Raw genomic sequence first — 20,526 nt, 5'->3', positions numbered from 1 at the left:
AGACTTAGCAAGCGTAATGCCACCGCTTCGAATAACGGGTAACTCACTGATATCGAGGGGCCGCCCGCCACACGAAACATCCAACGCGGATCCAGGCACCGACAAGTGCAAAATTTTCCGACAGCTCACGGCACGGGCGGCGCGTCACTCCTTGCGCATACGCAGGATGAACGAATGGCTTAGCCATGCCCCGGCGATCGGTAATGCCTGCAGGAACCCCCGGGTGCCCCGGTTCTCCAGGAGTGGCTGCAGGCGAGCCAGCCGACCGGGGGCCAGTGGCAGCCAGTACAGGTCACCGGGTACAAGACCCACGGACTCCGCGGTAGACCGGAGCGCGGCGGGATCGTCGTAGCGCAAATGCGGTGGGCGGCCCTGGCGATGGCGATGCCATTCGCGAGCCGCAGTGGGCAGACAGCGCAGGTTCAAGGCATCAACCCAGGCCTCGCCACCGGGACGCAGAACCCGGCGGATCTCGGCGAGCGCGGGTGCGGGATCGGACAACGCCTGCATGACACCGAAGCAGAGCACCCCGTCGAACGCCGCATCCGCCAATGGAAGATGGTTGATATCCGCCGCCAGCCAGGGGATCGCGGCATCGCTTCGAGCGCGCGCCTTCTGCAGGGATGGGGTTGAATAGTCGAGGCCCCACACCGCGTGACCCTGCGCCTGCAGCATCCGCGTGTAGGTGCCTGCGCCACAGCCGATATCCAGCCAGCGCCCGGGCGCCAGATCGGCGCTTCGCCACAGACGTTCGAACTGCCGCACGCGACTGTTCAGGCCGCTGTGCGTCCAGCCCGCGATGTCGGCATCATCCTCCAGGCTTGCCCCACGCTCGAGAAAGCGCTGGCGCCAGCGGCGCTCGAAGCCGGTGTCTTTCATGGCACAGCTCCAAGTGCTGTCGACACGCTCGGGCACCCTCTCATTCCTGGTCCTCGCTCACCTGGCCGATGAGTTCGGTCGCTGCGGTCAGTACATGATCGCGGGAAAACCCGGCGCGACTCATCTCGTCGTACAACGTGCGCGCCAGCAACCGGGCCACCCGCTCCGGGGCATGGGTAATCGGGCCCGTGGCCGCCCCCGGCTGACGCGCCAGCGCCAGCTGGGTAAAGCTGGTGCGCAACAGCCCCTTCAGGCGATGGACCAGAACCGACTGGGCCACAACCAGTGCCAGGATCGACGCCATGCGGAGGTCCTCCTGCGTCAGCCGCCGTCTCCCCTTGGGCGAGTCGATATTGATCACCCCCACCACTTCGGCCTCCAGCACGATCGGCACCGCGATGATGTCGACCGGGTCACCCCCGTTTTCACGCCACGCCATGCCGGCAAATTCGGATCGGTGAAGGTCGCGGATCAAGAACCCCTTGCCGGCACTCGCCACCCGGCCGGCAATGCCGCGCCCCAGAGGCTGGCGTTCGCCATAGGCCTGGCCGGGGAGCTGCCCGTGATGCGCCTGCACCCGCAGACGCGGTTCACCGGTCTCCGGGTCCTGCTTCAACAGCATGATCGAGCAGTGTTGGCAGCCCATGGCATGTCCCACCAGCGTGGCCAGCCCGGACAGCCCCTTTTCCAGGGACTCGGCCTCCTCCACAAAATGAGCCAGCTCCAGGAGCCGCTCGTCGAATGCATTAAAGGCCTCTTCCATCCCCCGGCCCCATGGCGGTGTCGTACCGCGAGGTTAACAGCCCGCCCCGGCACGGAATCCGGCCAGCGTTAGCCACGCAAGCAGCCGACCCTAACGCCACCGGGGGCCACTTGATGGTGGCAACTTGCGAGCCGCCACCCCCATAAACAGTACGAGATAGAACAACAGCGCGATCCGTGGCGAGAAGAACAGTGTGCTGAACAGACCAATGGACAGCGCCCCCGCCAGGGCAGCGGCCGAGGCCAGGGCCACCGCATCGCCGCGGAGGCCGCGGCGCAACAGGAACGCGAGGGCGGCCAGCGTCAGCCAGACAAAGGCGGCCACACCCAGCCAGCCCTGGTCGAAATAGAGCTCCAGCCACTGATTCTCGACGCGCCAGGGCCAGAGGTGATCCGTGGTGAAGTACCAGTGGCGGCCCAGGTGCCGGAAATCGCCATTGGCCACATATTCGCGACCGGCCGAACCCCGGATCTGCACCCTGTAAAATTCGACGACAGACTGCTGACGTGCGTCGACTGCCAGCGACAGCACGAGGCCGCGCTGGAATGGCCAGGGACGCGTCTCCATGGGATCCAGATCGAAGGCCCACTGGAAGCTCTGACGCCCACCATCGTCCAGCCGCATCCCCTCACTGCGACAGACGAAGGAATGGCGGATGGGCTTCTCGCAGATGAACACCCGGAATCCCGCAGGCCGGTCGCTGGCCGCCTCCACCGTTACGGTAAGGCGCCCGTCACGGGGCAGGCTCACGCGCTGATTCACGAACAGCGAATCGCCACCCCCGATCTGCAGGCGCGGCACATCACCCTCGTGGGTGAACGCCAGGTTCCCGGGTACGCGCCCGTCGCGGTTACCCGTGCGATAGTGCTCGGGGAAACGGCCGACACCCCGGCCCAGCAGTGGCGCCAGCGGCCCGGCACCGGGTAACTCGAGCGCGGCCCGCCAGTGATCCAGGCGACTGCCGAAGTCGCGTTCGATCTGACCCAGGCGCTGTTCGGCAAACCCGCCCAGCGTCGTGCCCGCGATCAGCGCAATCGCCACGACCGGCAACAGCACACCGGCCACCACGGCCCCGGCCGACCGCATGCGCCCATGCATTGCCGCCAGCAGCATCCCGGCCGCCAGCACCGCAACCGCCACCGCGAGTCCCAGATACCCGCCGCGCGAATAGGTCATCGCGACCGCATAGGCGGTCCCGACCGCCAGCACGGCCGATCCGGCGAGCAGTACGCCGGGGCGCTGCCGCCAGCACCAGACCAGGGCGAGCGGGAAGGCCAGCACCAGGAAGGTCTCGATGCTGGGGCCGCCCGCCTGCATCTCGGAGAACAGACCGGACAGGCGGTAGCCGCTGTCGAAATCCAGCAGCCCGGGATAGGTGATCCGCTCGCGCACCACGAAGGCCAGCTGCGCCAGCAGGGCGAGCCCCACGCCCGGGAGAAACCAGCGTGTCACCTGCTCCCGAACCGGAATGGGCGCCACGCGCAACACTGCCAGCAGCACCACCGCCCACAGCAGGCCCTTGGCGACCCGCAGGGCATTCCAGTCGTGGGCAAAGTGCACCGCTGCGCCGGGGTTCCAGCCTCCGGGCGGCCACAGGGCCAGCCCCAGGCCGATCAGGGTGGAGACGACCAGCAGCCCCAGTGGCCAGCGGATCCCGCGCGGCAGCAGCGATGCGCCCACATGCAGCGCATGGGGCCCTCGCCACAGGGCCACGGCCAGGGTCATCAACAGGAACAGATCCAGCTCGGAGACAAACAGACGCCCGTGGTAGAGGGTCAAGTCCAGCGTGGCCAGCACAACCGGGATCACGACCAGCCAGACCTGCAGACGCCAGGCCAGCAAGACGGCGTAGGCCAGCAACCCCGCGGCCAGCGCGACCGGCGCCACCGGCCAGGTCACCGCCGCCAGCACGGCCACCAGGGCCAGGAGACCGCCAAGGGCCTGGCGCAACCGTTGCAGAGAGCCCACGACCGAGCCTGGATCGCTTGGTCCCGGGGCAGCATTGCGGGGCTCGTCTCGCGACGCCATGGCCGGTTGCGCGACACCCGCCACGCTCGCGCGTTCCAACCACTGCAGCGAGGCGACCATGAACCCGGCCGCCAGCCCGGCCAGGACCAGGCTGGCCGGGTCCGGGCGGGCACCGTCCACAAACAGCTTGGCGGCCTCGACCGCCAGCGCCAGCGCAACCCCCGTGAGGACCGCCAGCAGGTTCAACGCGGCCGGTTGCAGTGGATGGCGCAACTGCCAGAGCCAGACCAGCCCCCCCAGGGGCGCGTACATGGCCAGGTGCAGCGCGGTACTGCGCAGGGCGTGGATCTCGTCCACGTGGTAGTGGTAATAGAAAGGCCACAGGTTCAGGTCGGCCCACTGCGCCCGGGCCGCCTCCCCGTCGGCGTGAAACGCACCGAAGCCGTGGTTGAGCGCGACCAGCAGCAAGGCGTAGGCAACGGTACCCGTCACAAGCAACGGCGTGGCGAACTGCTGCAGCGTTCGGATCACGCCATGGGGATGCGCGGGCAGGCGCCGGAACAGGACGAGGCCGATCCCCATCCCCAGCGCCCGCAGCAGCACGGAACGTCCTTCGGCAATCCCCGACAGGGTCACCAGGTTCAGCAGCTCCAGCAGGCCCGCCAGCAGCAGGACCAGGGGGATCCCGACCCCCAGCAGCGATGTCCCGCGCCGCTGCAGCCACAGCGCCAGGAGCAAACCGACCGGCACACTGACCACCACCTCCAGCGTCAGCCAGCTGATACAGCGAACGCCGCCAGTGCAGGCGCCGGCCGCCACCCACCAGCCCCAGGCATCCGATGCCAACCGGGCCCGCAACTCGTCCGCGGCCAGTACAAAGTCAAAGGGGACGAAGCCAACCAGCACGTAGACTGCGGCATAGACCACCAGACCGGCGGTCAAGGTCTGCGCGCCCGCGCCTTCCAGCACCTGCCGCCAGCGAACGAGCGGGTCTCGCAGGACCAGCCAGGCGAGCGAACCGGCCACGGCCCCGGAAAAATTACCGGCAATATCAGCGCCCGCAGGGTGGCGGTAGGGCAACCAGACCTGGAGGAATTCCACACTGGCCGTGACGGCCAGCCCCAACGCGGCCACGAAGACGAATGCGCCGCCGGCCAGCAGCCGGTTGCGGCGCCCGTGCGTCATCCATGCGGTCCAGAAGAATCCCAGCGGCAGGAACATCAGGGCATTGGCCATGAACTGCTGGCGGCCGCTGGTCCCGGGGCCGGTCAGGCTCATGGCGCGGTAGATCTCCCAGGCACGCTCCAGACTCATCGAGCCGAACTCGAACGGCAACAGCGTCAGATAGACCGCCGCCCCCAGCGACAACCAGGCCCACAGCGCACACGTGCGCAGGGACAGGGGTTCAGCTGCATTCACCATCGCATTCATGAGGGGCTCGGGGCGGAGGCCGGTTCATCACTGTATACCCGCCGGAACTCGCGAAGCAGTAGCATGCAGGGATCGCGAAACGCGTCACAAACCTTTACACCGACTCGGCCTGACGAGGAAGGGTGTCCAATTTAATTCTTCGAATTCATAAAGTTAAAAAACGATGGCACGCTTGGTGCTTGCCCACGGTCAGCCATGTCAACAAGGGAGTTACAGCATGAAACGACCGCTCATCATTGCTTTGGTCGCCGCGGGGGCGATGCTTGCGGGGCCCTCGGCTCAAGCCGCCTTCATCACCTATTTCGGGGAAGACCTGAACAATTCGGCAAACGTCCCGCTGTCGTCGACCCCCAATGCCGACGCAGCTGAAAGTTCTTTTCTCGGCTCACTCAGCGGGGTGGGAACCGAAGACTTCGAAAGCTTTGCCACGGGGACCAGTGCCCCCCTGAACCTCACCTTCCCTGGCTTCGGTGGGAGTTCGCTTAGCGCGACACTGACGGGGGACGGCCGCATCAAGACCGTTTCCGAGGGCAGCGCCTACTTCGGCCGCTATTCCGTCTCCGGCACCAACACCTGGCGTGCCAATGCGACCGGGGATGACGGGTTCGGCGTCGACTTTGGGCAGGACATCGCCGCGTTCGGGTTTTACGGGATCGACATCGGTGATTTCGGCGGGCAACTGCTGATCAATTTCAACTTGAGCTCGGGAGGCATCCACCAGGAAACCGTCCCGCACACCGTGGGATCCGGCGGGTCTACGGACGGCTCGGTCTTCTACTTTGGTGCCATTGCCACAAGTGAGGACTTCCTGTTCACTTCGCTCGACTTTGACCTGGTCGAAGGTCCGCAGACCGACATCTTCAGCTTCGACAACATGACCATCGGGGAACTCGAGCAAGTTACGCCAGTACCGACGCCCGGCACTCTAGTATTGTTTGCCAGCGGGCTGCTGGTTGCCGGATCGATGCTCTGGCGCCGCAAGCGGTCTGATAGCGGCAACTGAAACATCCATCACGAAGGTCTTCGACGGGCGCTGCACCACCCGTCGAAGATCATTTCGTCGCAAAACCGGGGCGACACCGAACGATGGATTCGGTGCCTCCCTGCGAATACATCCCGAACCGCGGTTACAAGCGCAGATCGGTCGATTCCCGCGGGAAGACCGATTTCACGTCGAAGATGACCGACTCCGGCCGGGCCAGTTCGCGGATCGCCTCGATTCCCATCTGCAGGAACTCGCGGTGCGGCACCGCCAAAATGATCGCATCGAACTGCCCCGGGTCCGGGGTCTCGGTCACCGGGGTAATCCCGTATTCGTGCTCGGCCTCGGTCGGGTCCACCCAGGGGTCGAAGACGGTCACATCGGCGTTGTAGCCGGCCAGGGTGGCGTGGATATCGATCACCCGGGTATTGCGCAGGTCCGGGCAGTTCTCCTTGAAGGTCAGCCCCATCACCAGGATTCGCGCCCCCACCGGGTTGATGCCCTTGCGCACCAGCGCCCGCACCGTGTTGTCCGCGATGTGGGCGCCCATGGAGTCATTCACACGCCGCCCGGCCAGGATCATCTCCGGGTGATGCCCCACCGCCTGCGCCTTGTGGGTCAGGTAGTACGGGTCCACGCCGATGCAGTGGCCGCCCACCAGCCCGGGGCGGAACGGCAGGAAGTTCCACTTGGTCCCGGCCGCCTTCAGCACGGCTTCCGTATCCAGCCCCAGGCGCTCGAACAGCAACGCCAGCTCGTTGATCAGCGCGATGTTCACATCACGCTGGGTGTTCTCGATCACCTTGGCGGCCTCGGCCACGCGGATACTCTCGGCCTTGTGCGTGCCGGCCGTGATGACCCGCGCGTACAGCGCGTCGACGAAATCGGCCACCTCCGGGGTGGAGCCCGAGGTGACCTTCATGATGGAGGTGACCCCGTGTTCCTTGTCGCCCGGGTTGATGCGCTCGGGGCTGTAGCCGGTAAAGAAGTCCTGGTTGTGCACCAGCCCGGACTCCGCCTCCAGGATCGGCACACAATCCTCCTCGGTCGCCCCCGGGTAGACGGTGGACTCGTAGATCACCGTGTCACCCGGCTTGAGCACCCGCCCGACACTGCGGCTGGCGCCCAGAAGCGGGCCCAGATCGGGGCGCTTGTGCTGATCGATCGGCGTCGGCACCGTCACCACGAACACGTTGCATTGGCGCATGACCTCCAGATCCGCCGTGTACGTCAGCTTCGGCGTGGCCGCGAGCTTGTCCGACTCCACCTCGCGCGTGCGGTCCACCCCGGCCTGCAGTTGCCGCACCCGTTCCGGGTCGATGTCGAACCCGTGTGTGGGCCAGTGATGTCCGAACTCCACGGCCAGTGGCAGGCCGACGTACCCCAGACCGATTACACCGATGGTGACTTCATCCAGCGCAGGAAGCGTGTGCATAAGATGTCCGTTCTCATAGCCAATGTGAGGGAGGGCCCCGGGCCGGATGCCACTCCGTGCTTGTACGTCGCCGCCGGCGCTTGCCGCCGGATCACCGACAGGGCGCGCAGCCGGGGACGCGCGGCCCGATCCCATCCACGCGCCCGGGGTTGGATCCCGGCGGCCCGCCATAGGCACCCCAGACCACCCGCTCGCGCAGACGGCCATTGTAGTCACGATTCGCACCCGCGACCGGGGCCGAACTCACGCTGCCCGCACGCTCGGGCAGAGCACCCTCGCGGGGATACAAATCCAGCGCATCCAGCCCGGCATCCGGGGCGACCAGATACCGGGCCGCATCCTCGCGCGACGCAGTGAAATTGTCGTCACCCGCGATACCCCCGGAGAGCTGCAGCGGGTCCCCGGCAAACACGGCATTGCCCGCGACTACCTGCCGGTAGGCACGGTCCGGCTCGTCCACGCGAATCCCGAAGCCAGTGGCCAGCACCGTGTTGTTCACGATGCGGACCGCGCGCGGCACGTGGTTGTGCGGGCGGATCACCATCGCGTCACCGGCATCGTTCACGAACAGGTTGTCGTGGAGCTCGATGTGGCCTTCGCCCTGGAACAACCGCTCATGCGGATTCTGATAAAACAGATTCCCGGCAATACGATACCGGTCCTCCGACCCCGGGCCGGTGGGCGGGAAATGCCCCACCAGCAGGTTGGGCCGTGCCCGTGCCCCGTCGCTTCCGCGCTCTACCTTGCTCAGCACGTTGTAGCAAATACGCGTCTCGTACGGTTGAGACGGCATCCCCGGGATCCCGTCGCGATCCGTCTGATGCTTGATCTGGATGTTGTACCCAAGGGTGCGGTGCACATGGTTGTGCTCGATCACGCCAGCAACAAACGGACTGGTCCCGTCCGGCTGCCCGAGATACATCCCGGTCCCCACATCGTGGATCTCGTTGTGCCGGATCACCCAGCCCCGGGCCGGTACCCGCGTGGTGATCCCCGTGTTGCCCTGCGAATGGTCGTAGTGGCGGATCGTCAGGTGCTCCAGCGTCACGTGATGGACCCCGTCGCCCCGCGCCTCCGCCACCACCCCGGCGACTGGCTCGCCCCCACCATCCAGAGTCAGATGCCGGATCACTACGTACTCGGCATCCACCAGACTGATCGTGTTCTCCCCGCGCCGCCCGTGCAGGATGGCAGGCTCCCCATCGGCCGGCCCGCTGATGACGATGGGCCGCTCCGGCGTCCCGCGCACCCCGCGCAGCCGCAGTGAACGCGGATAGTCACCCGCTTCCAGCCGCAACCAGTCGCCGGGCTCCAGCGCAGCCACCGCCGCCCGGTAATCCTCCGGCCCGGCCTGAACCACATTCCAGCCCTCATACGGCAGAGCAACGCCAGGACTCGCCGATACCGCCTCAGCGACGGTATCGGCCGCGGCCACCGGCACCCCAAGCAGCAAGACGCACGGTGCAAGCGTTGCGCAAAGCCACGGATGCGGTGCGTGCCCGAAGCGCCTCATCACCGTCCGTCACTGCCAGGAATCTGGATCAATGCAGCCCACCCCTCAATCGTCTATCAGGTCCAACGATGATCACTTCCCACCTGGTTGTCATGCACATGCCAGCATCCCGGACCTAACGAGCCATTCACGAAGGGCGCCGCGCGTTCCAGCCGAAACGATAAAGTGATTCGACAGGGATCCGGACCGGGCCGTCGAACCCGACAAGGATGCCGAGCCGCGCCCGTTGGCGTCGTCGCGAGCGGGTCCGCCCATGCGCCCACAGGATTTCTCGACAGCCCATGACTCCCCAACCGCAATGCGAAATCCTGTGCGTGGTCGGCGCACGGCCGAACTTCATGAAGATCGGCCCGGTCATGCGCGCCCTGACGGACGCCGGCATCACCGCCCAGCTCGTGCATACCGGCCAGCACTACGATCCGGCGATGAACGAGCGCTTCTTCACCGATCTGAACATCCCCTATCCGGACATCAACCTGGAGGTCGGTTCCTCCTCCCACGCCGTCCAGACCGCCGAGGTCATGAGCCGCTTCGAACCGGTACTGGACGAGCTGAATCCGCGGGCCGTTCTGGTCGTGGGCGATGTGAATTCCACCATCGCCTGCGCTCTGGTCGCAGCCAAGAAGGGCATCGGCGTCATCCACGTCGAGGCCGGCCTGCGCAGCTACGATCGACGCATGCCGGAAGAGATCAACCGGGTCCTGACCGACCAGATCTCCGATCTGCTGTTCACCACCGAAGGACACGCCATCGACAACCTCGCCCGCGAGGGGATCGATCGCGAGCGCGTCCACTTCGTCGGCAACGTGATGATCGACACCCAGCTCCACAACCTCGAGCGGGCCGTGCCCTGGGACGAATCCCTGCAATCCGCGGGTATCGACCCGGCGCGCTTCGCCCCGGATAGCGCCTACGGCGTGCTGACCCTGCACCGCCCCTCCAATGTCGACGAGCCAGCAATCCTCGAACGCCTGATCACCACCCTGGCGGGCATCGCCCGCGAGTTGCCTCTGATCTTTCCGCTGCACCCCCGTACCCGTGACCGGCTGCAGGCCTCCGGGCTGGAGCACCACCTGAACGAGTCGGCCATCGCGGTACTGCCGCCAGCGGGCTATCTGGAAATGCTCGGCCTGATGAAGGATGCGCGGGTGGTCCTCACCGACTCCGGCGGCATGCAGGAAGAAACCACCGCCCTGGGCGTGCCCTGCATCACCCTGCGGGAGAATACCGAGAGGCCCATCACCATCGACGAGGGCACCAATGTCCTGGTCGGCAACGATCCGGAACGTCTACAGGTCGCCTTCCGCGACGTCATGGATCATGGAGGCAAGAAGGGCCGCATCCCGCAGTACTGGGATGGCCGAGCCGGGGAGCGCATCGCGGCCGTCATCGCCCGGTGGCTGGGGCACGAGCCACGCGCCCGCGCCACGGGCTGACCACCATGCTACTGCGCTCGCTGCTGTCCCTGATGTCGCCCGGCGGCTCCCGCGCGCGCCTGTCCATCCTGATCTACCACCGCGTCCTGCCGGCGCCCGACCCACTGCTGCCCGGCGACCCACACGCCGATGACTTCCGCTGGCAGATGCGGCTCCTCGCGCGCTCCATGAACCCGCTTCCGCTGGAGGAAGCCGTGGACCGCCTGCGGGCCGGCACCCTGCCCGCCCGAGCGGTCAGCGTCACCTTCGACGACGGCTATGCCGACAACGCCGAGGTCGCCCTGCCCATCCTGCGTGAGGAGGGCGTCCCGGCCACCTTCTTCATCGCCACCGGGTATCTCGACGGCGGACGCATGTTCAACGACACCCTGATCGAGACCGTGCGCCACCTGCCGCCGGGACTCATCGATCTGACGCCGGAGGGCCTGGGACAGCGGCAGCTGGACACGATCGCCGACCGGCGGGAGTTGATCCGCGACCTGATCGGCCAGTTCAAGTACCAGCCCGCCGAGCAGCGCACGGCCGGCACCGAGGCACTGGCCGTGCGCTTCGGGCTGGACCTGCCAGACGACCTGATGATGACCCGCGCACAGGTCCGCGAACTGGCGGCGGCGGGCATGGGGATCGGCGGGCACACCGCCACCCACCCGATCTTGACCGAAGTGGATGCCGATACCGCGCGCACCGAGATCCAGCGCGGCAAGACCGATCTGGAAACCCTGCTGGACCGACCCCTGCGCCTGTTCGCCTACCCGAACGGCCGCCCGGACCGTGACTACGCCGCCGAACACGTCCAGATCGCGCGCGACTGCGGCTTCGATGCCGCCGTCTCCACCGCCGCCGGCGCCGCACGCACCGATTCCGACCCGTTCCAACTCCCGCGCTTCACGCCCTGGGACCGCACGCCCCTGCGCTTCGGCCTGCGCCTCGCCCGCAACCTCGCCGAACCCCGCGAGCGACGCGCCGCATGACCACCATAGCGGCCCGGATAACCACCTATTCGATCAGCTGCGCGATCGCGGCCACAAACGTTCCTAACAGGCCAAAGAACGGTGTATCGCGCCGAACGGATGGAGACAACCGAAAATGAGAATCCTTTTAGCGCTGAACCGCCTCTTCCTCCCTCAACGCTCAGGCGGGATCGAATCAAGTGTTCACGACTTAGCCAACGCACTCTATAAGCGAGGGACTCAATCGACCGTCCTTTCACGCCTTCGCGCGCTAGATGGCCATGGGATCAAGACCCTCTCGCGGCGCATCCTGCTCGGTGGTCGCCCACGTCCGGAACCGTTTGGAGCAGGATACAACGTCTTCAGGACGCCGATGATGACTCGAGACCTCCCCAACATACTAAAACAGGTGCATCCTGACATCGCACTCCTTCAAGGCACCGGACGCCTTGAATTAGGACGCGTACTCGAACACCTTGGCGTCCCAACCGCTCTCCATGTCCGCGACGTTGAATTCCGCGACTCGCACCTCCCCTTCAAGCCAGTCACAGTGATCGCCAATTCAAAATTCACTGCCTCTCGCTTTCAATATCATTTTAACCAACAATGCGTCGTGATACCGAATCTCTTCGACGCGAACGCATACCGTACACGCCGACGAGGCGAAAAAGTCGTATTCATAAACCCTGTCCAGAAAAAAGGTCTCGAAATTGCTATCGGACTCGCGAGAGATAACCCGAGCATACCTTTCCTCTTCGTTGAAGGCTGGCCTCAAAACAAACCAGCTCGCTTACAGTTGCTAGAACGCTTGAAACGACTTCCCAATGTTACTTTTTTGAAGCGGCAGAATGACATGCGGCCGGTATACGAATCTGCGCGTATAGTTTTGGTCCCAAGCCAGTGGGAAGAAGCTTGGGGGCGAGTAATCACCGAAGCGCAGTTTTCGGGTATTCCTGTTCTGGCTAGCGACACGGGGGGCATCCCAGAGGCCCTCGGACCCGGCGGCTTGCTCTTACCCCCCAGCGACCTCGACGCGTGGAATAGCGCACTCCGGAACGTCTGGGAGAACTCTCGTTACTGGGAAGCCTTGTCACTCGCTGCACTTGACTATTCGAAACGCCCCGAGCTGGATCCCGAGTTGATTACCCATAGGGTTATTGAAGTCTTAACACGTTCGATCGCGAAATAAGCGAAACATAACCTCATACCTAGTACATATAAAGACCCGCATTAGGGCCGCAAAATCGGTTTATAACTAGACAAGAGAAGAGGGCGATATGCAAGGGGACGACAGCTGGCTATACGGTTTCAGAAATCTAAGCTGGATCTTTGACGATGAGCTAGCAGAACAGCTCCCTCGCTCTTTTCAGATCATGTTGAGACTTTTTTGTTGGCAGCGCCTTTTAGGAGCCCACTATGTCCACCTAGGCCCCCTCCATTTTAATCTAGCATCGAGCATGTTTGGCCGAAAATCATTCCCATTAAGAATTGGTCAACTTAAGGTATGGCTCAATGCAGAAGACCCAAGAATGCTCGCTGTCCCGGGAGAGATTTAGAGAACTTCTATCACCGTCAAGCCCCCTTAAAAGAGAGCTTAAAATTGGCGACACATTTATCGACGTGGGAGCCAACCACGGGTCGTTCTCCCTTGCGGCGTCGGAGATAGTTGGAAAAACGGGCCTTGTTGTCGCGTTTGAACCGCAGCCAATACTCGCGGACCTGATAAAGAAGACCCTTTCGGAAAACGACTTAGCCCAAGAGAAGGTATTCCAATACGCCTGCGGGAACGCCGAAGAATGCCGTCAGATATTTGTACCAAGAGGGTCGTCAGGCCGTGCGAGTCTCTTTAAGGGGTACACCAAAGGCGAATTAGTAGAGTGCTCGGACATTAAGCTGGTGAAGCTTGACTCGGCGCTCGAAGGTTTCGATCTACCGGGCAACGTATTATTGAAGATAGACGTCGAAGGATCCGAGATGGATGCCCTTGCCGGAGCAAGGGAGACCATCGCGCGGTACCACCCCTTTATCTTAATGGAAATGAATGCGGGGGCAATAGAGGCGGCCGGAACATCTGCAGATTCGTTTATGGATTTTCTCAGTGGTTTTGGCTATACACGCTTCTACCGGTTGCAAGCGCCGCATGAGAGGTATCCTTTAGCTGAAATTAGGTCAAGAGCATCCTCGAAGAAGGATGACATTGTTGTATATTAGATTAAGGGTAAAAATGGGATGTGGTTGGATTGGCGTGCCTACGGTAAGGCTAGGAAAGTGGGCGATCATGGAGGGCCTAGAAAATCTTCAAAGGTGGGCGAACTAGCACAGGCTCCGCATGGACGCTCGACGCGTAGCCGGAAATGGTATCAGTGAGACGACAATCAACGATTATAGCGTGAAGACTGATAAGGTCGATGGCTTTTTGGCCACAATAGGCAAGGAATTAGCTTCAGTGGCGTCATCTCAATGCCTGCAATGTATTGCGCCGAACGACTGACACCTTTATTGCAGCTTGCCGCGAAGTGTAGGAGCAACCGAGAGTTTCGACGCCACATGACCACTCGAGTCCATATCACCGTCGATACGGAGTTTAGTATTGGGGGGACCTTTGCCGATCCGGAGAACCGGCGACCGGTCGGCGCTTCGTCCGTTTACTGCGAGCGCCATGGTCGCTCGGAGGGGCTGGGTTACCTGATGGAGACCCTGGAACAGCACGGCATCCGCGGCACCTTCTTTGTCGAGGCCCTGAACACCTGCTATTTCGGGGACGAGCCAATGGGGGGCATCGCACGCGAGATCGCGGCGCGCGGGCATGACGTGCAACTCCACCTGCACCCGTGCTGGACATACTTCGAACAGCCGAACTGGTCTCAACAGCTGCAGACGAATCCGCCGAACGATGACATCACCCGCCGCAGCGAGAACGAGCAGGTTCGCCTTATCGGGATGGGTCAGGAAACTTTCAACCGCTGGGGCCTTCCCACGCCCAAGGTTCTGCGTACCGGCGGGCTCAAGGTCGGGCTTGGCGTGTACGCGGCGATGCGCCGCTGTGGCATGACGATCGCCTCGAACATCGGCCTGGCAATCTACCGTCCGCACGAACGGGAGCTACAGTTGTTCGCCGGACATCACGATATCGACGGAGTCCGCGAGTTTCCCGTGACGACGTATGCGGACTTGCGCCTCCCGGGCCGGCGCCACTACAAGACCCTCACGGTCACGGGCTGCTCCTGGCCGGAGACCCGAACCGTCCTCAAAAAGGCCCGCGCGCAGGGGGTTTCGGATGTCGTGGTCCTGACCCACCCGTTCGAGTTCGTAAAGCATCAGGGGAGCGCGGCACGACCACCAAAGCTCGACCACGTCAATCGCCACCGCCTGGAACGGCTGTGCGCATTCGTCGCGGAAGAGCCCGGTCTGGAGGCGGCCTGCATGAGCACACTCGGAAACGAGCCGGCGGCCCCGCATGAAGACACGCTCGATGTCCCCGCCTACCGGGCTCTGGGGCGCATCCTCGTCAACCGCCTCAACCACGCCTCGGTCGGGGTGTGAGCATGGCCCGCTCCCCCAGCGCCACGGCGACCCACCAGAACGATCGTGCCCGCACAGCGAACTGGGTCCTGCGCCAGGCCTCGCCGGGCGAGACCTTCACGCCCCCGGCGCCGGGCACGATGATGGAGCATGACCCGGAGTGGCTGCTCGCCATACGGCACCCCGGCCACGGCAGCGTGCTGCTGGCCGAGCGGGACTCCCGCCAGTTACCCATCTATGTCCACGACGGGGCCCTCAGCTTCGTCCTCGGTGGCATGGCCCTGCGGCGCATCGAGATCCGCCGCCATGTACTCACCGGCAACCTGCCCGACTGGTCACAGAATGACCTGGTCGCCATCCTCGGCGAGTTGAGGGGCCTCCTGGACCACCGCAGCGTGGTCTTCCTGATCGGTGTGGTCGAAGGCGAACCTCTCTGGCAGGCGCTGCAATCGGCCGATCTTCGCCGCCGTTACCACGTGCTGCAAAGCGGCGAGACCGACACGCGCCGACTGGTGGACCTGCCAGAAACCTTCGATGAGTATCTCGGCTCGTTGCCACGCAAGGCCCGTCAGGACATCCGACGCAGTGAGCGGCGATTCAACGATGCCTTCGGCCAGGGAGCACGCCTGGACGTCTTCTCCGGACCGGAAGAGATCACGGCGTTCCTCGATTCCGTCGAGCCCGTATCCGCACGCACCTACCAGAGCCGTCTGCTTGGACTGGGGGTAAAACGGGGGCACTGGATTGAGCGAATGTTGCAGGCCGCCGCCGAACGCGGCTATGCGCGATGTTACGGCCTGTTTGTCGACCAGAAGCTGGTCGCCTGGCGAGTCGGTTTCGTCTTCCAGGGGACCTATTTCAGCCACCACATCGGCTACGACCCGGACTGGTCTGAATGGCACCCGGGCATTGTGCTGCAGGCTCGGACACTCCGGGACCTCTGTTCGCTGTCGCCGACCGTCCAGCGAATCGACATGCTACACGGGGACAACGCGGCGAAACGCAAACTCGCGAATCAGTCGCGCCGCGAAGGCAAGTTCTACCTGTTCCCACGAAACCTGCGGGGGACCCTCCTCTACACCTCACTGGGCAGCTTCAACAGGTTCTCTGACGCCCTCTCTGCGCTCGCCGCACGCCTGAAATTCAAGGACCGGATCCGGAGGGTTCTGCGGCGGGTTTGAGGCGCGTGACGCCGAACCCCCGCCGGCGGGTACCGGGGGTGGCGACAAGACGTCCGGACATGGTCGCGACAATGATTCCCACCGGCCGCCAACCTGCGCGCCGGAATGCCCGGCGAGAGGCAATGTTGGTGGAGCGGATATGGCAGTACGCGCGCCCGTAGCCTTCCCGAAACAGCGCCCCACAGGCATGCCGCAACAATGCCTGGGCATACCCATGGCCGCGCTCGGCATCCGGCGTGTACAGGAAGGAGACGAAGAAGGCGTCGTCTGGCAGGGAGAACCGCAACGGAATCGGCGTCGAGACATCGAACGCGCCGAATTGCACATTCAGCTGCGACACGATCCGGCCACCCATCTCCATGGCGTGGATGCGACCGCCCTCGCGCAACAAGCGCCGGGGTGACCGACCGGTGTGCCCCGCAATCACCTGGGCCTGATCCTCGGGCAGACCGTCGAAGGCGACCACATCACGAAACTGGTGATAACCCACGTCGGTTGACCCGCCGTGCGAGTTACCGTTGCCCGTGGCGTCCGCTCGCAGTTCGTAAAGCCAGTGAACCTGGATACCGGTCAGCCGTTTCAGCAACCACAGGGTGGACGCCTCGAACGTCATCGGTGACAGGCGCAGTCGGCGCACGAGCGATTACCTCTCAGCCTGTCGCGGTCGCCCGGGCGCGACGCTTGGCCCGCCCCTTGAGCCGAAGACGACTCAGGACAGCGCTGGCGAAACGCGACAGGTCCGTCACCGCCAGATGCGAGTACACAAGCGCCCGGTTGCGCCAGGACGGGCGCAACAGGTACACGTCGGCGCAATAGCGGGAGTCCTTCCCGAAAAGCGACTTGTGCGCCCCCTCACCCGGACTGAAATCGAAAAGGGCAAAGCGCCCCTCAAGGAACAATGCCTCCAGCACCAGCCACTGCAAGACCGTCCCGGGCGACAGGTCCGAGTACTCCTGCAAGTACCCGAGGAAGGCATAGCGCAGGATGCCGTCGTCAATTGGGCAGTACAGATAAGCAATGGGCTGCCCATCCAGGAACAGCAGGTAGCCCCGCACCCGCCCCTCGCGAGCGCGTTCCAACAGCTGCTTGACGAATCCCTTGCCGCCCGGCAGACCGGCGTCCAGCAATCGCTCCTGGTAGGTGCGGGCCGAGACCTCGCGGGCCAGGCGGTGAAACTCCTGGATCCCCTCCGGCGTATCGTATTGCCGCCAGTCCACGGTGCCATCGGAGGCCTCCGCCAGCTTGCGAACCTTGCGGCGCATGCTCGACCTCGACTTCGAGGAGAAACGCGACTGATAGGCCTCCCACCCGGTAGTCAGGTCAATGAAGTGGCGCTGGTACTGCCGGGGCACGAAGCGCAACCGCCCCCGAAACCGCGAGACACGAGGCAGAGGCGCCTCCACCGGCATGGAGCGGATCAGGCAGTCCTCGTCCGGTGCGGCCGCCAACACTTGCTCCGCATGCTCCGGCCGGATGTGCGTAAACGGGAGCTGCAGCACCTGCATCGTGCGCACCGGCTCCGCCAGTGTGCGATACCCGAAGCGGAAGGGCAGATACACCGTCTGCCGCGCCAGCGGCAATGCCGGGGGCTCAGCAGGTGCGGCAACGGCGCCGTTCACACCAGGATCTCCCCCGGTTCCGGATGACTCAGGAAGCGCGTCGGGCTGGCGGTATAGCCGTAGGCACCCGACTGGAAGACCACGACCAGATCCCCCACGTCGGCGCGGGCCAGCTCCATCTGCTGGGCCAGTACGTCCAGCGGCGTGCACAGCGGGCCCACCACGTTCACGACCTCGCGTTCGGTGCCTTGCACGCGATTGCCCACCACCACCGGATAATTCTTGCGAATCACCTGGCCAAAGTTGCCGGATGCAGCCAGGTGGTGGTGCAGGCCGCCATTAGTGACAAGAAAAACCTGGCCGCGCGACTCCTTGCGGTCCAGTACCTCGGCCACATAGATACCCGCCTCGCCCACCAGGTAGCGCCCCAGTTCGAGAATAATCTCCGCGTCCGGAAGCGCATCCCGTACCGCCGGCAAGCGCTCCGCCAGGTGTTCCGCGATGGGGCCGAGATCCAGCGACGGGTCACCCGGGAAATAGGGGATACCGAAGCCGCCGCCGATATTCAGCATCTCGACCGGCCCCGGCGCGGATTCGGCCAGGCGCAGGGCAAGCTCGAACGTCTGCCCTTGCGCCTCGACCAGCGTTTCGGGTCGCAGGTTCTGGGAACCCGAGAAGATGTGAAAGCCCCGGAAGTGCAGCCCCAGTTCGCCAATACGGGCCAGCAGATCGGGGACCCGTTCGGCATCGACGCCGAAGGCCTTCGGCCCACCACTCATGCGCATACCGGAGCTCTTCAGCTCGAAATCCGGGTTCACGCGGACGGCCACCTGCGGCAACCGGCCCGTGCGTTCGGCGATCAATCCGAGGCGCTCCAGTTCCGTCTCCGACTCCAGGTTGATCGTGATGCCGGACGCTACCGCCGCCTCCAGCTCCGGCACCGACTTGCCCGGCCCGGCAAAGCTGATCTCGTCCGGCGCAGTGCCCGTATCCAGAGCCACCTGCATCTCCCGCTGCGAGGCCACGTCGAGCCCGTCCACCAGACCCGCCATATGCTGCACCACAGCCGGCATCGGGTTGGCCTTGATCGCGTAATGGAGGGAGAGGCCGTCCGGCAGGTTGCTGCGCAGGTGCTCGACCCGGCGCCTCATCACGGCACGGTCGTAGGCATAAAAGGGGGTCTGGCCGACACGCGCGGCCAGATCGGGCAGCGAAATACCGCCGATCTGCAGACAGTCGTCCACTGTCGTGAACTGCTCCATCGCGCTGTGACCGGGACGGCTATCGTTCATGCCGGCACCCCCTCCCGAAACAGATCGCCGAATTCTTCAGCAAGCGCCTTGCGGTCGATCTTGCCGTTGGCGTTACGCGGCAGCGGCTCGGTGCGCAGCCCCACGTGCGCCGGCAGCATGAAGCCCGGCAGATGGGGACGAAGGGCGTTGAGCAAGTCGCCCTCACTCAAGCCCGGGGCCTGGGGCAGGGCCGCCAGCACGATGGCCTGACCCAGATCCGGGTGCTCCACCCCCAGCGCCGCGGCTTCCGCCACCAACCCCGTCGCATAGACCGCCTCTTCCACCTCGTTGGGACTCACGCGGTACCCCGAGGTCTTGATCATCTCGTCGCGGCGGCCCACGAAATACAGAAAACCGTCCTCGTCCATGCGCACGGTGTCGCCGGACCAAACCGCGACCTCGGGCAATGAGACACCGGACGGCTGGCCCGGCGCGGGACGGAAACGCCCCGCCGTGCGCTCCGGGTCGTTCCAGTACCCCATGGCGACCAGGGCGCCGCGATGGACCAGTTCGCCCGGCTCGCCGGGGGCGCAGGGGGTGCCGTCCTCGCGCACCACCTGGATCTCCGCATTGGGGATTGCCCGGCCCATGGAGCCGGGGCGCCTGTCGAGCTCCTCGGGCGGCAGATAGGTGGAACGAAATGCCTCGGTCAGACCGTACATCAGGTAGCAATCGGTGCGCGGAAGGCGCTCGCGCAGTGCGGCCAGCGTCTCCTTCGGCATCGCACCGCCGGAGTTGGTGAGATAGCGCAAGGAATGCTGCGCCTCCTCCGGCCAGTCAAGACGCGCAAGCTGAATCCAGAGCGGCGGGACGGCCGCCAAACCCGTGATGCCGTAGCGCGCCACCGCCCGGACCACATCGCGCGGCAGCAGATAGGTCAGCAATACGGCCTCGGCTCCGGTCCGGAAGGCGGTGGTCAGCTGGCTCAGTCCGTAGTCGAAGCTGAACGGCAGCACGGCGAGGATTCGATCGTCCGGCCGATTCTCCAGATAGGTCGACACACTCTGTGCGCCCGCAACCATGTTGCGGTGCGAGAGCACGACCCCCTTGGGGCGGCCGGTACTCCCGGAGGTGTAGAGGATCGCGGCCATGTCAGTATCGATCACCCGGTGCCCGGTCACTCCATCGCGATCCGGCGCGGCATCCCAGGCATCCACTCGGACATGCCCGACCTCGGCATCGCCCGAGTCCTGGCTCGGCTCCGGGCCCACCACCAGCACCGTATGCAGATCGGGGCACCCGGCGAGTGCCGCACGCAGTGCCGACAACCGATCCGTGGAGGTCACAAGGATGCGCACATTGCAGTCGCGCAGGATGTGCGCCACCTGCTCGGCCTTGAGCAACGGATTGACCGGCACGAAGACCCCGCCGGCTCGGGCAGCACCGAACAGGGCATGCACCGTCTCCGGACGCTTGTCCAGATAGACCGCCACGCGTTCCTGGCGCTCCAGGCCACAAGCCAGCAGGCGCGCCGCCGCATGGCCGATATTGGCCGCCAGCATCGCGTAGTCCTCCACGGTATCCCGATGACGCAGGGCCGGAGCGGCCGCCGCACGTTCGGCTTGCATCCATACGGAATCGTGCAGGAGAAAGGACATCTCGGCGCCCGGGGGTA

Annotated in this window: 16 protein-coding genes; 7 read left to right on the top strand and 9 right to left on the bottom strand. The window is 64.7% G+C overall.

The features are described from left to right. Positions 1 to 144: 144 nt before the first annotated feature. The 3 genes from F572_RS0106265 to F572_RS0106255 all read right to left on the bottom strand — a co-directional run bounded on the left by F572_RS0106265 (position 145) and on the right by F572_RS0106255 (position 5,041). Complete coding sequence (locus F572_RS0106265; RefSeq protein ID WP_017941983.1) at positions 145 to 879, bottom strand: class I SAM-dependent methyltransferase; 735 nt, start codon at positions 877 to 879, stop codon at positions 145 to 147. A 40-nt stretch (positions 880 to 919) separates the two neighbouring features. Beyond that, the gene (locus F572_RS0106260; protein ID WP_017941982.1) at positions 920 to 1,642 is read right to left on the bottom strand and encodes a GAF domain-containing protein; all 723 of its coding nucleotides are present in this window, start codon (positions 1,640 to 1,642) and stop codon (positions 920 to 922) included. Between the two features lie 90 nt (positions 1,643 to 1,732). After that, complete coding sequence (locus tag F572_RS0106255; RefSeq protein ID WP_017941981.1) at positions 1,733 to 5,041, bottom strand: VanZ family protein; 3,309 nt, start codon at positions 5,039 to 5,041, stop codon at positions 1,733 to 1,735. Between the two features lie 217 nt (positions 5,042 to 5,258). Between F572_RS0106255 and F572_RS0106250 the strand changes: the two genes are divergently transcribed. After that, complete coding sequence (locus F572_RS0106250; protein ID WP_017941980.1) at positions 5,259 to 6,044, top strand: hypothetical protein; 786 nt, start codon at positions 5,259 to 5,261, stop codon at positions 6,042 to 6,044. Positions 6,045 to 6,168: 124 nt separating this feature from the next. Here the strand turns inward: F572_RS0106250 and F572_RS0106245 are convergent, their stop codons facing one another. Then, entirely contained in the window at positions 6,169 to 7,458 is a 1,290-nt protein-coding gene (locus F572_RS0106245; protein ID WP_017941979.1) for a nucleotide sugar dehydrogenase, read from the bottom strand. Positions 7,459 to 7,549: 91 nt separating this feature from the next. Then, a complete protein-coding gene (locus F572_RS0106240) occupies positions 7,550 to 8,818 on the bottom strand; it encodes a hypothetical protein (protein WP_017941978.1) in 1,269 nt (422 codons plus the stop codon). Positions 8,819 to 9,252: 434 nt separating this feature from the next. Here F572_RS0106240 and wecB point away from each other — a divergent pair, with 434 nt between their 5' ends. From wecB to F572_RS0106220, 6 genes are all read left to right on the top strand, one after another. After that, positions 9,253 to 10,407 (top strand): non-hydrolyzing UDP-N-acetylglucosamine 2-epimerase, encoded by a 1,155-nt coding sequence (gene wecB / locus F572_RS0106235; RefSeq protein WP_017941977.1) that lies wholly within the window; start codon positions 9,253 to 9,255, stop codon positions 10,405 to 10,407. Between the two features lie 5 nt (positions 10,408 to 10,412). Then, the gene (locus F572_RS0106230; protein ID WP_017941976.1) at positions 10,413 to 11,378 is read left to right on the top strand and encodes a polysaccharide deacetylase family protein; all 966 of its coding nucleotides are present in this window, start codon (positions 10,413 to 10,415) and stop codon (positions 11,376 to 11,378) included. Positions 11,379 to 11,493: 115 nt separating this feature from the next. Continuing rightward, positions 11,494 to 12,546 (top strand): glycosyltransferase, encoded by a 1,053-nt coding sequence (locus F572_RS15175; RefSeq protein ID WP_081602020.1) that lies wholly within the window; start codon positions 11,494 to 11,496, stop codon positions 12,544 to 12,546. A gap of 323 nt (positions 12,547 to 12,869) precedes the next feature. Then, positions 12,870 to 13,568, top strand: a complete 699-nt coding sequence (locus F572_RS15170) for an FkbM family methyltransferase (protein ID WP_081611952.1) — start codon at positions 12,870 to 12,872, stop codon at positions 13,566 to 13,568. Between the two features lie 336 nt (positions 13,569 to 13,904). Then, positions 13,905 to 14,900 carry a hypothetical protein gene (locus F572_RS0106225; protein ID WP_017941975.1) on the top strand — a complete coding sequence of 332 codons (996 nt, stop codon included), beginning with the start codon at positions 13,905 to 13,907 and terminating at the stop codon, positions 14,898 to 14,900. 2 nt (positions 14,901 to 14,902) lie between these two features. Beyond that, positions 14,903 to 16,060: a GNAT family N-acetyltransferase gene (locus F572_RS0106220; protein WP_017941974.1), complete on the top strand. Its 1,158-nt coding sequence runs from the start codon at positions 14,903 to 14,905 to the stop codon at positions 16,058 to 16,060. Here the strand turns inward: F572_RS0106220 and F572_RS0106215 are convergent. The 4 genes from F572_RS0106215 to F572_RS0106200 are packed head-to-tail and all read right to left on the bottom strand — an operon-like array spanning position 16,023 to position 20,509. Further along, positions 16,023 to 16,673, bottom strand: a complete 651-nt coding sequence (locus F572_RS0106215) for a GNAT family N-acetyltransferase (RefSeq protein WP_017941973.1) — start codon at positions 16,671 to 16,673, stop codon at positions 16,023 to 16,025. The genes F572_RS0106220 and F572_RS0106215 overlap by 38 nt on opposite strands. Before the next feature lie 37 nt (positions 16,674 to 16,710). After that, on the bottom strand, positions 16,711 to 17,679 hold the full coding sequence (locus tag F572_RS0106210) for a GNAT family N-acetyltransferase (protein WP_017941972.1): 969 nt from the start codon (positions 17,677 to 17,679) through the stop codon (positions 16,711 to 16,713). After that, entirely contained in the window at positions 17,676 to 18,911 is a 1,236-nt protein-coding gene (locus F572_RS0106205; protein ID WP_026143024.1) for a pyridoxal-dependent decarboxylase, exosortase A system-associated, read from the bottom strand. The genes F572_RS0106210 and F572_RS0106205 overlap by 4 nt, the downstream gene beginning before the upstream one ends. Continuing rightward, positions 18,908 to 20,509 (bottom strand): acyl-CoA ligase (AMP-forming), exosortase A system-associated, encoded by a 1,602-nt coding sequence (locus tag F572_RS0106200; protein WP_017941970.1) that lies wholly within the window; start codon positions 20,507 to 20,509, stop codon positions 18,908 to 18,910. The genes F572_RS0106205 and F572_RS0106200 overlap by 4 nt, the downstream gene beginning before the upstream one ends. Between the last annotated feature and the right edge of the window lie 17 nt (positions 20,510 to 20,526).

Source organism: Thioalkalivibrio sp. ALE14, assembly GCF_000376845.1.
GTDB lineage: Bacteria > Pseudomonadota > Gammaproteobacteria > Ectothiorhodospirales > Ectothiorhodospiraceae > Thioalkalivibrio.
Note: the sequence above shows the minus strand (reverse complement) of the source record. Positions and strands in the feature narration are given on the sequence as shown.

Excerpts from the sequence above, each read along its gene's own strand:
- F572_RS15170 (WP_081611952.1), top strand. The coding sequence starts at position 12,870 with ATGCAGAAGACCCAAGAATGCTCGCTGTCCCGGGAGAGATTTAGAGAA.
- F572_RS0106265 (WP_017941983.1), bottom strand. The coding sequence starts at position 879 with ATGAAAGACACCGGCTTCGAGCGCCGCTGGCGCCAGCGCTTTCTCGAG.
- F572_RS0106205 (WP_026143024.1), bottom strand. The coding sequence starts at position 18,911 with ATGAACGATAGCCGTCCCGGTCACAGCGCGATGGAGCAGTTCACGACA.
- F572_RS0106245 (WP_017941979.1), bottom strand. The coding sequence starts at position 7,458 with ATGCACACGCTTCCTGCGCTGGATGAAGTCACCATCGGTGTAATCGGT.
- F572_RS0106220 (WP_017941974.1), top strand. The coding sequence starts at position 14,903 with ATGGCCCGCTCCCCCAGCGCCACGGCGACCCACCAGAACGATCGTGCC.
- wecB (WP_017941977.1), top strand. The coding sequence starts at position 9,253 with ATGACTCCCCAACCGCAATGCGAAATCCTGTGCGTGGTCGGCGCACGG.
- F572_RS0106225 (WP_017941975.1), top strand. The coding sequence starts at position 13,905 with ATGACCACTCGAGTCCATATCACCGTCGATACGGAGTTTAGTATTGGG.
- F572_RS0106255 (WP_017941981.1), bottom strand. The coding sequence starts at position 5,041 with ATGAATGCGATGGTGAATGCAGCTGAACCCCTGTCCCTGCGCACGTGT.
- F572_RS0106200 (WP_017941970.1), bottom strand. The coding sequence starts at position 20,509 with ATGTCCTTTCTCCTGCACGATTCCGTATGGATGCAAGCCGAACGTGCG.
- F572_RS0106230 (WP_017941976.1), top strand. The coding sequence starts at position 10,413 with ATGCTACTGCGCTCGCTGCTGTCCCTGATGTCGCCCGGCGGCTCCCGC.
- F572_RS0106250 (WP_017941980.1), top strand. The coding sequence starts at position 5,259 with ATGAAACGACCGCTCATCATTGCTTTGGTCGCCGCGGGGGCGATGCTT.
- F572_RS15175 (WP_081602020.1), top strand. The coding sequence starts at position 11,494 with ATGAGAATCCTTTTAGCGCTGAACCGCCTCTTCCTCCCTCAACGCTCA.
- F572_RS0106215 (WP_017941973.1), bottom strand. The coding sequence starts at position 16,673 with ATGACGTTCGAGGCGTCCACCCTGTGGTTGCTGAAACGGCTGACCGGT.
- F572_RS0106260 (WP_017941982.1), bottom strand. The coding sequence starts at position 1,642 with ATGGAAGAGGCCTTTAATGCATTCGACGAGCGGCTCCTGGAGCTGGCT.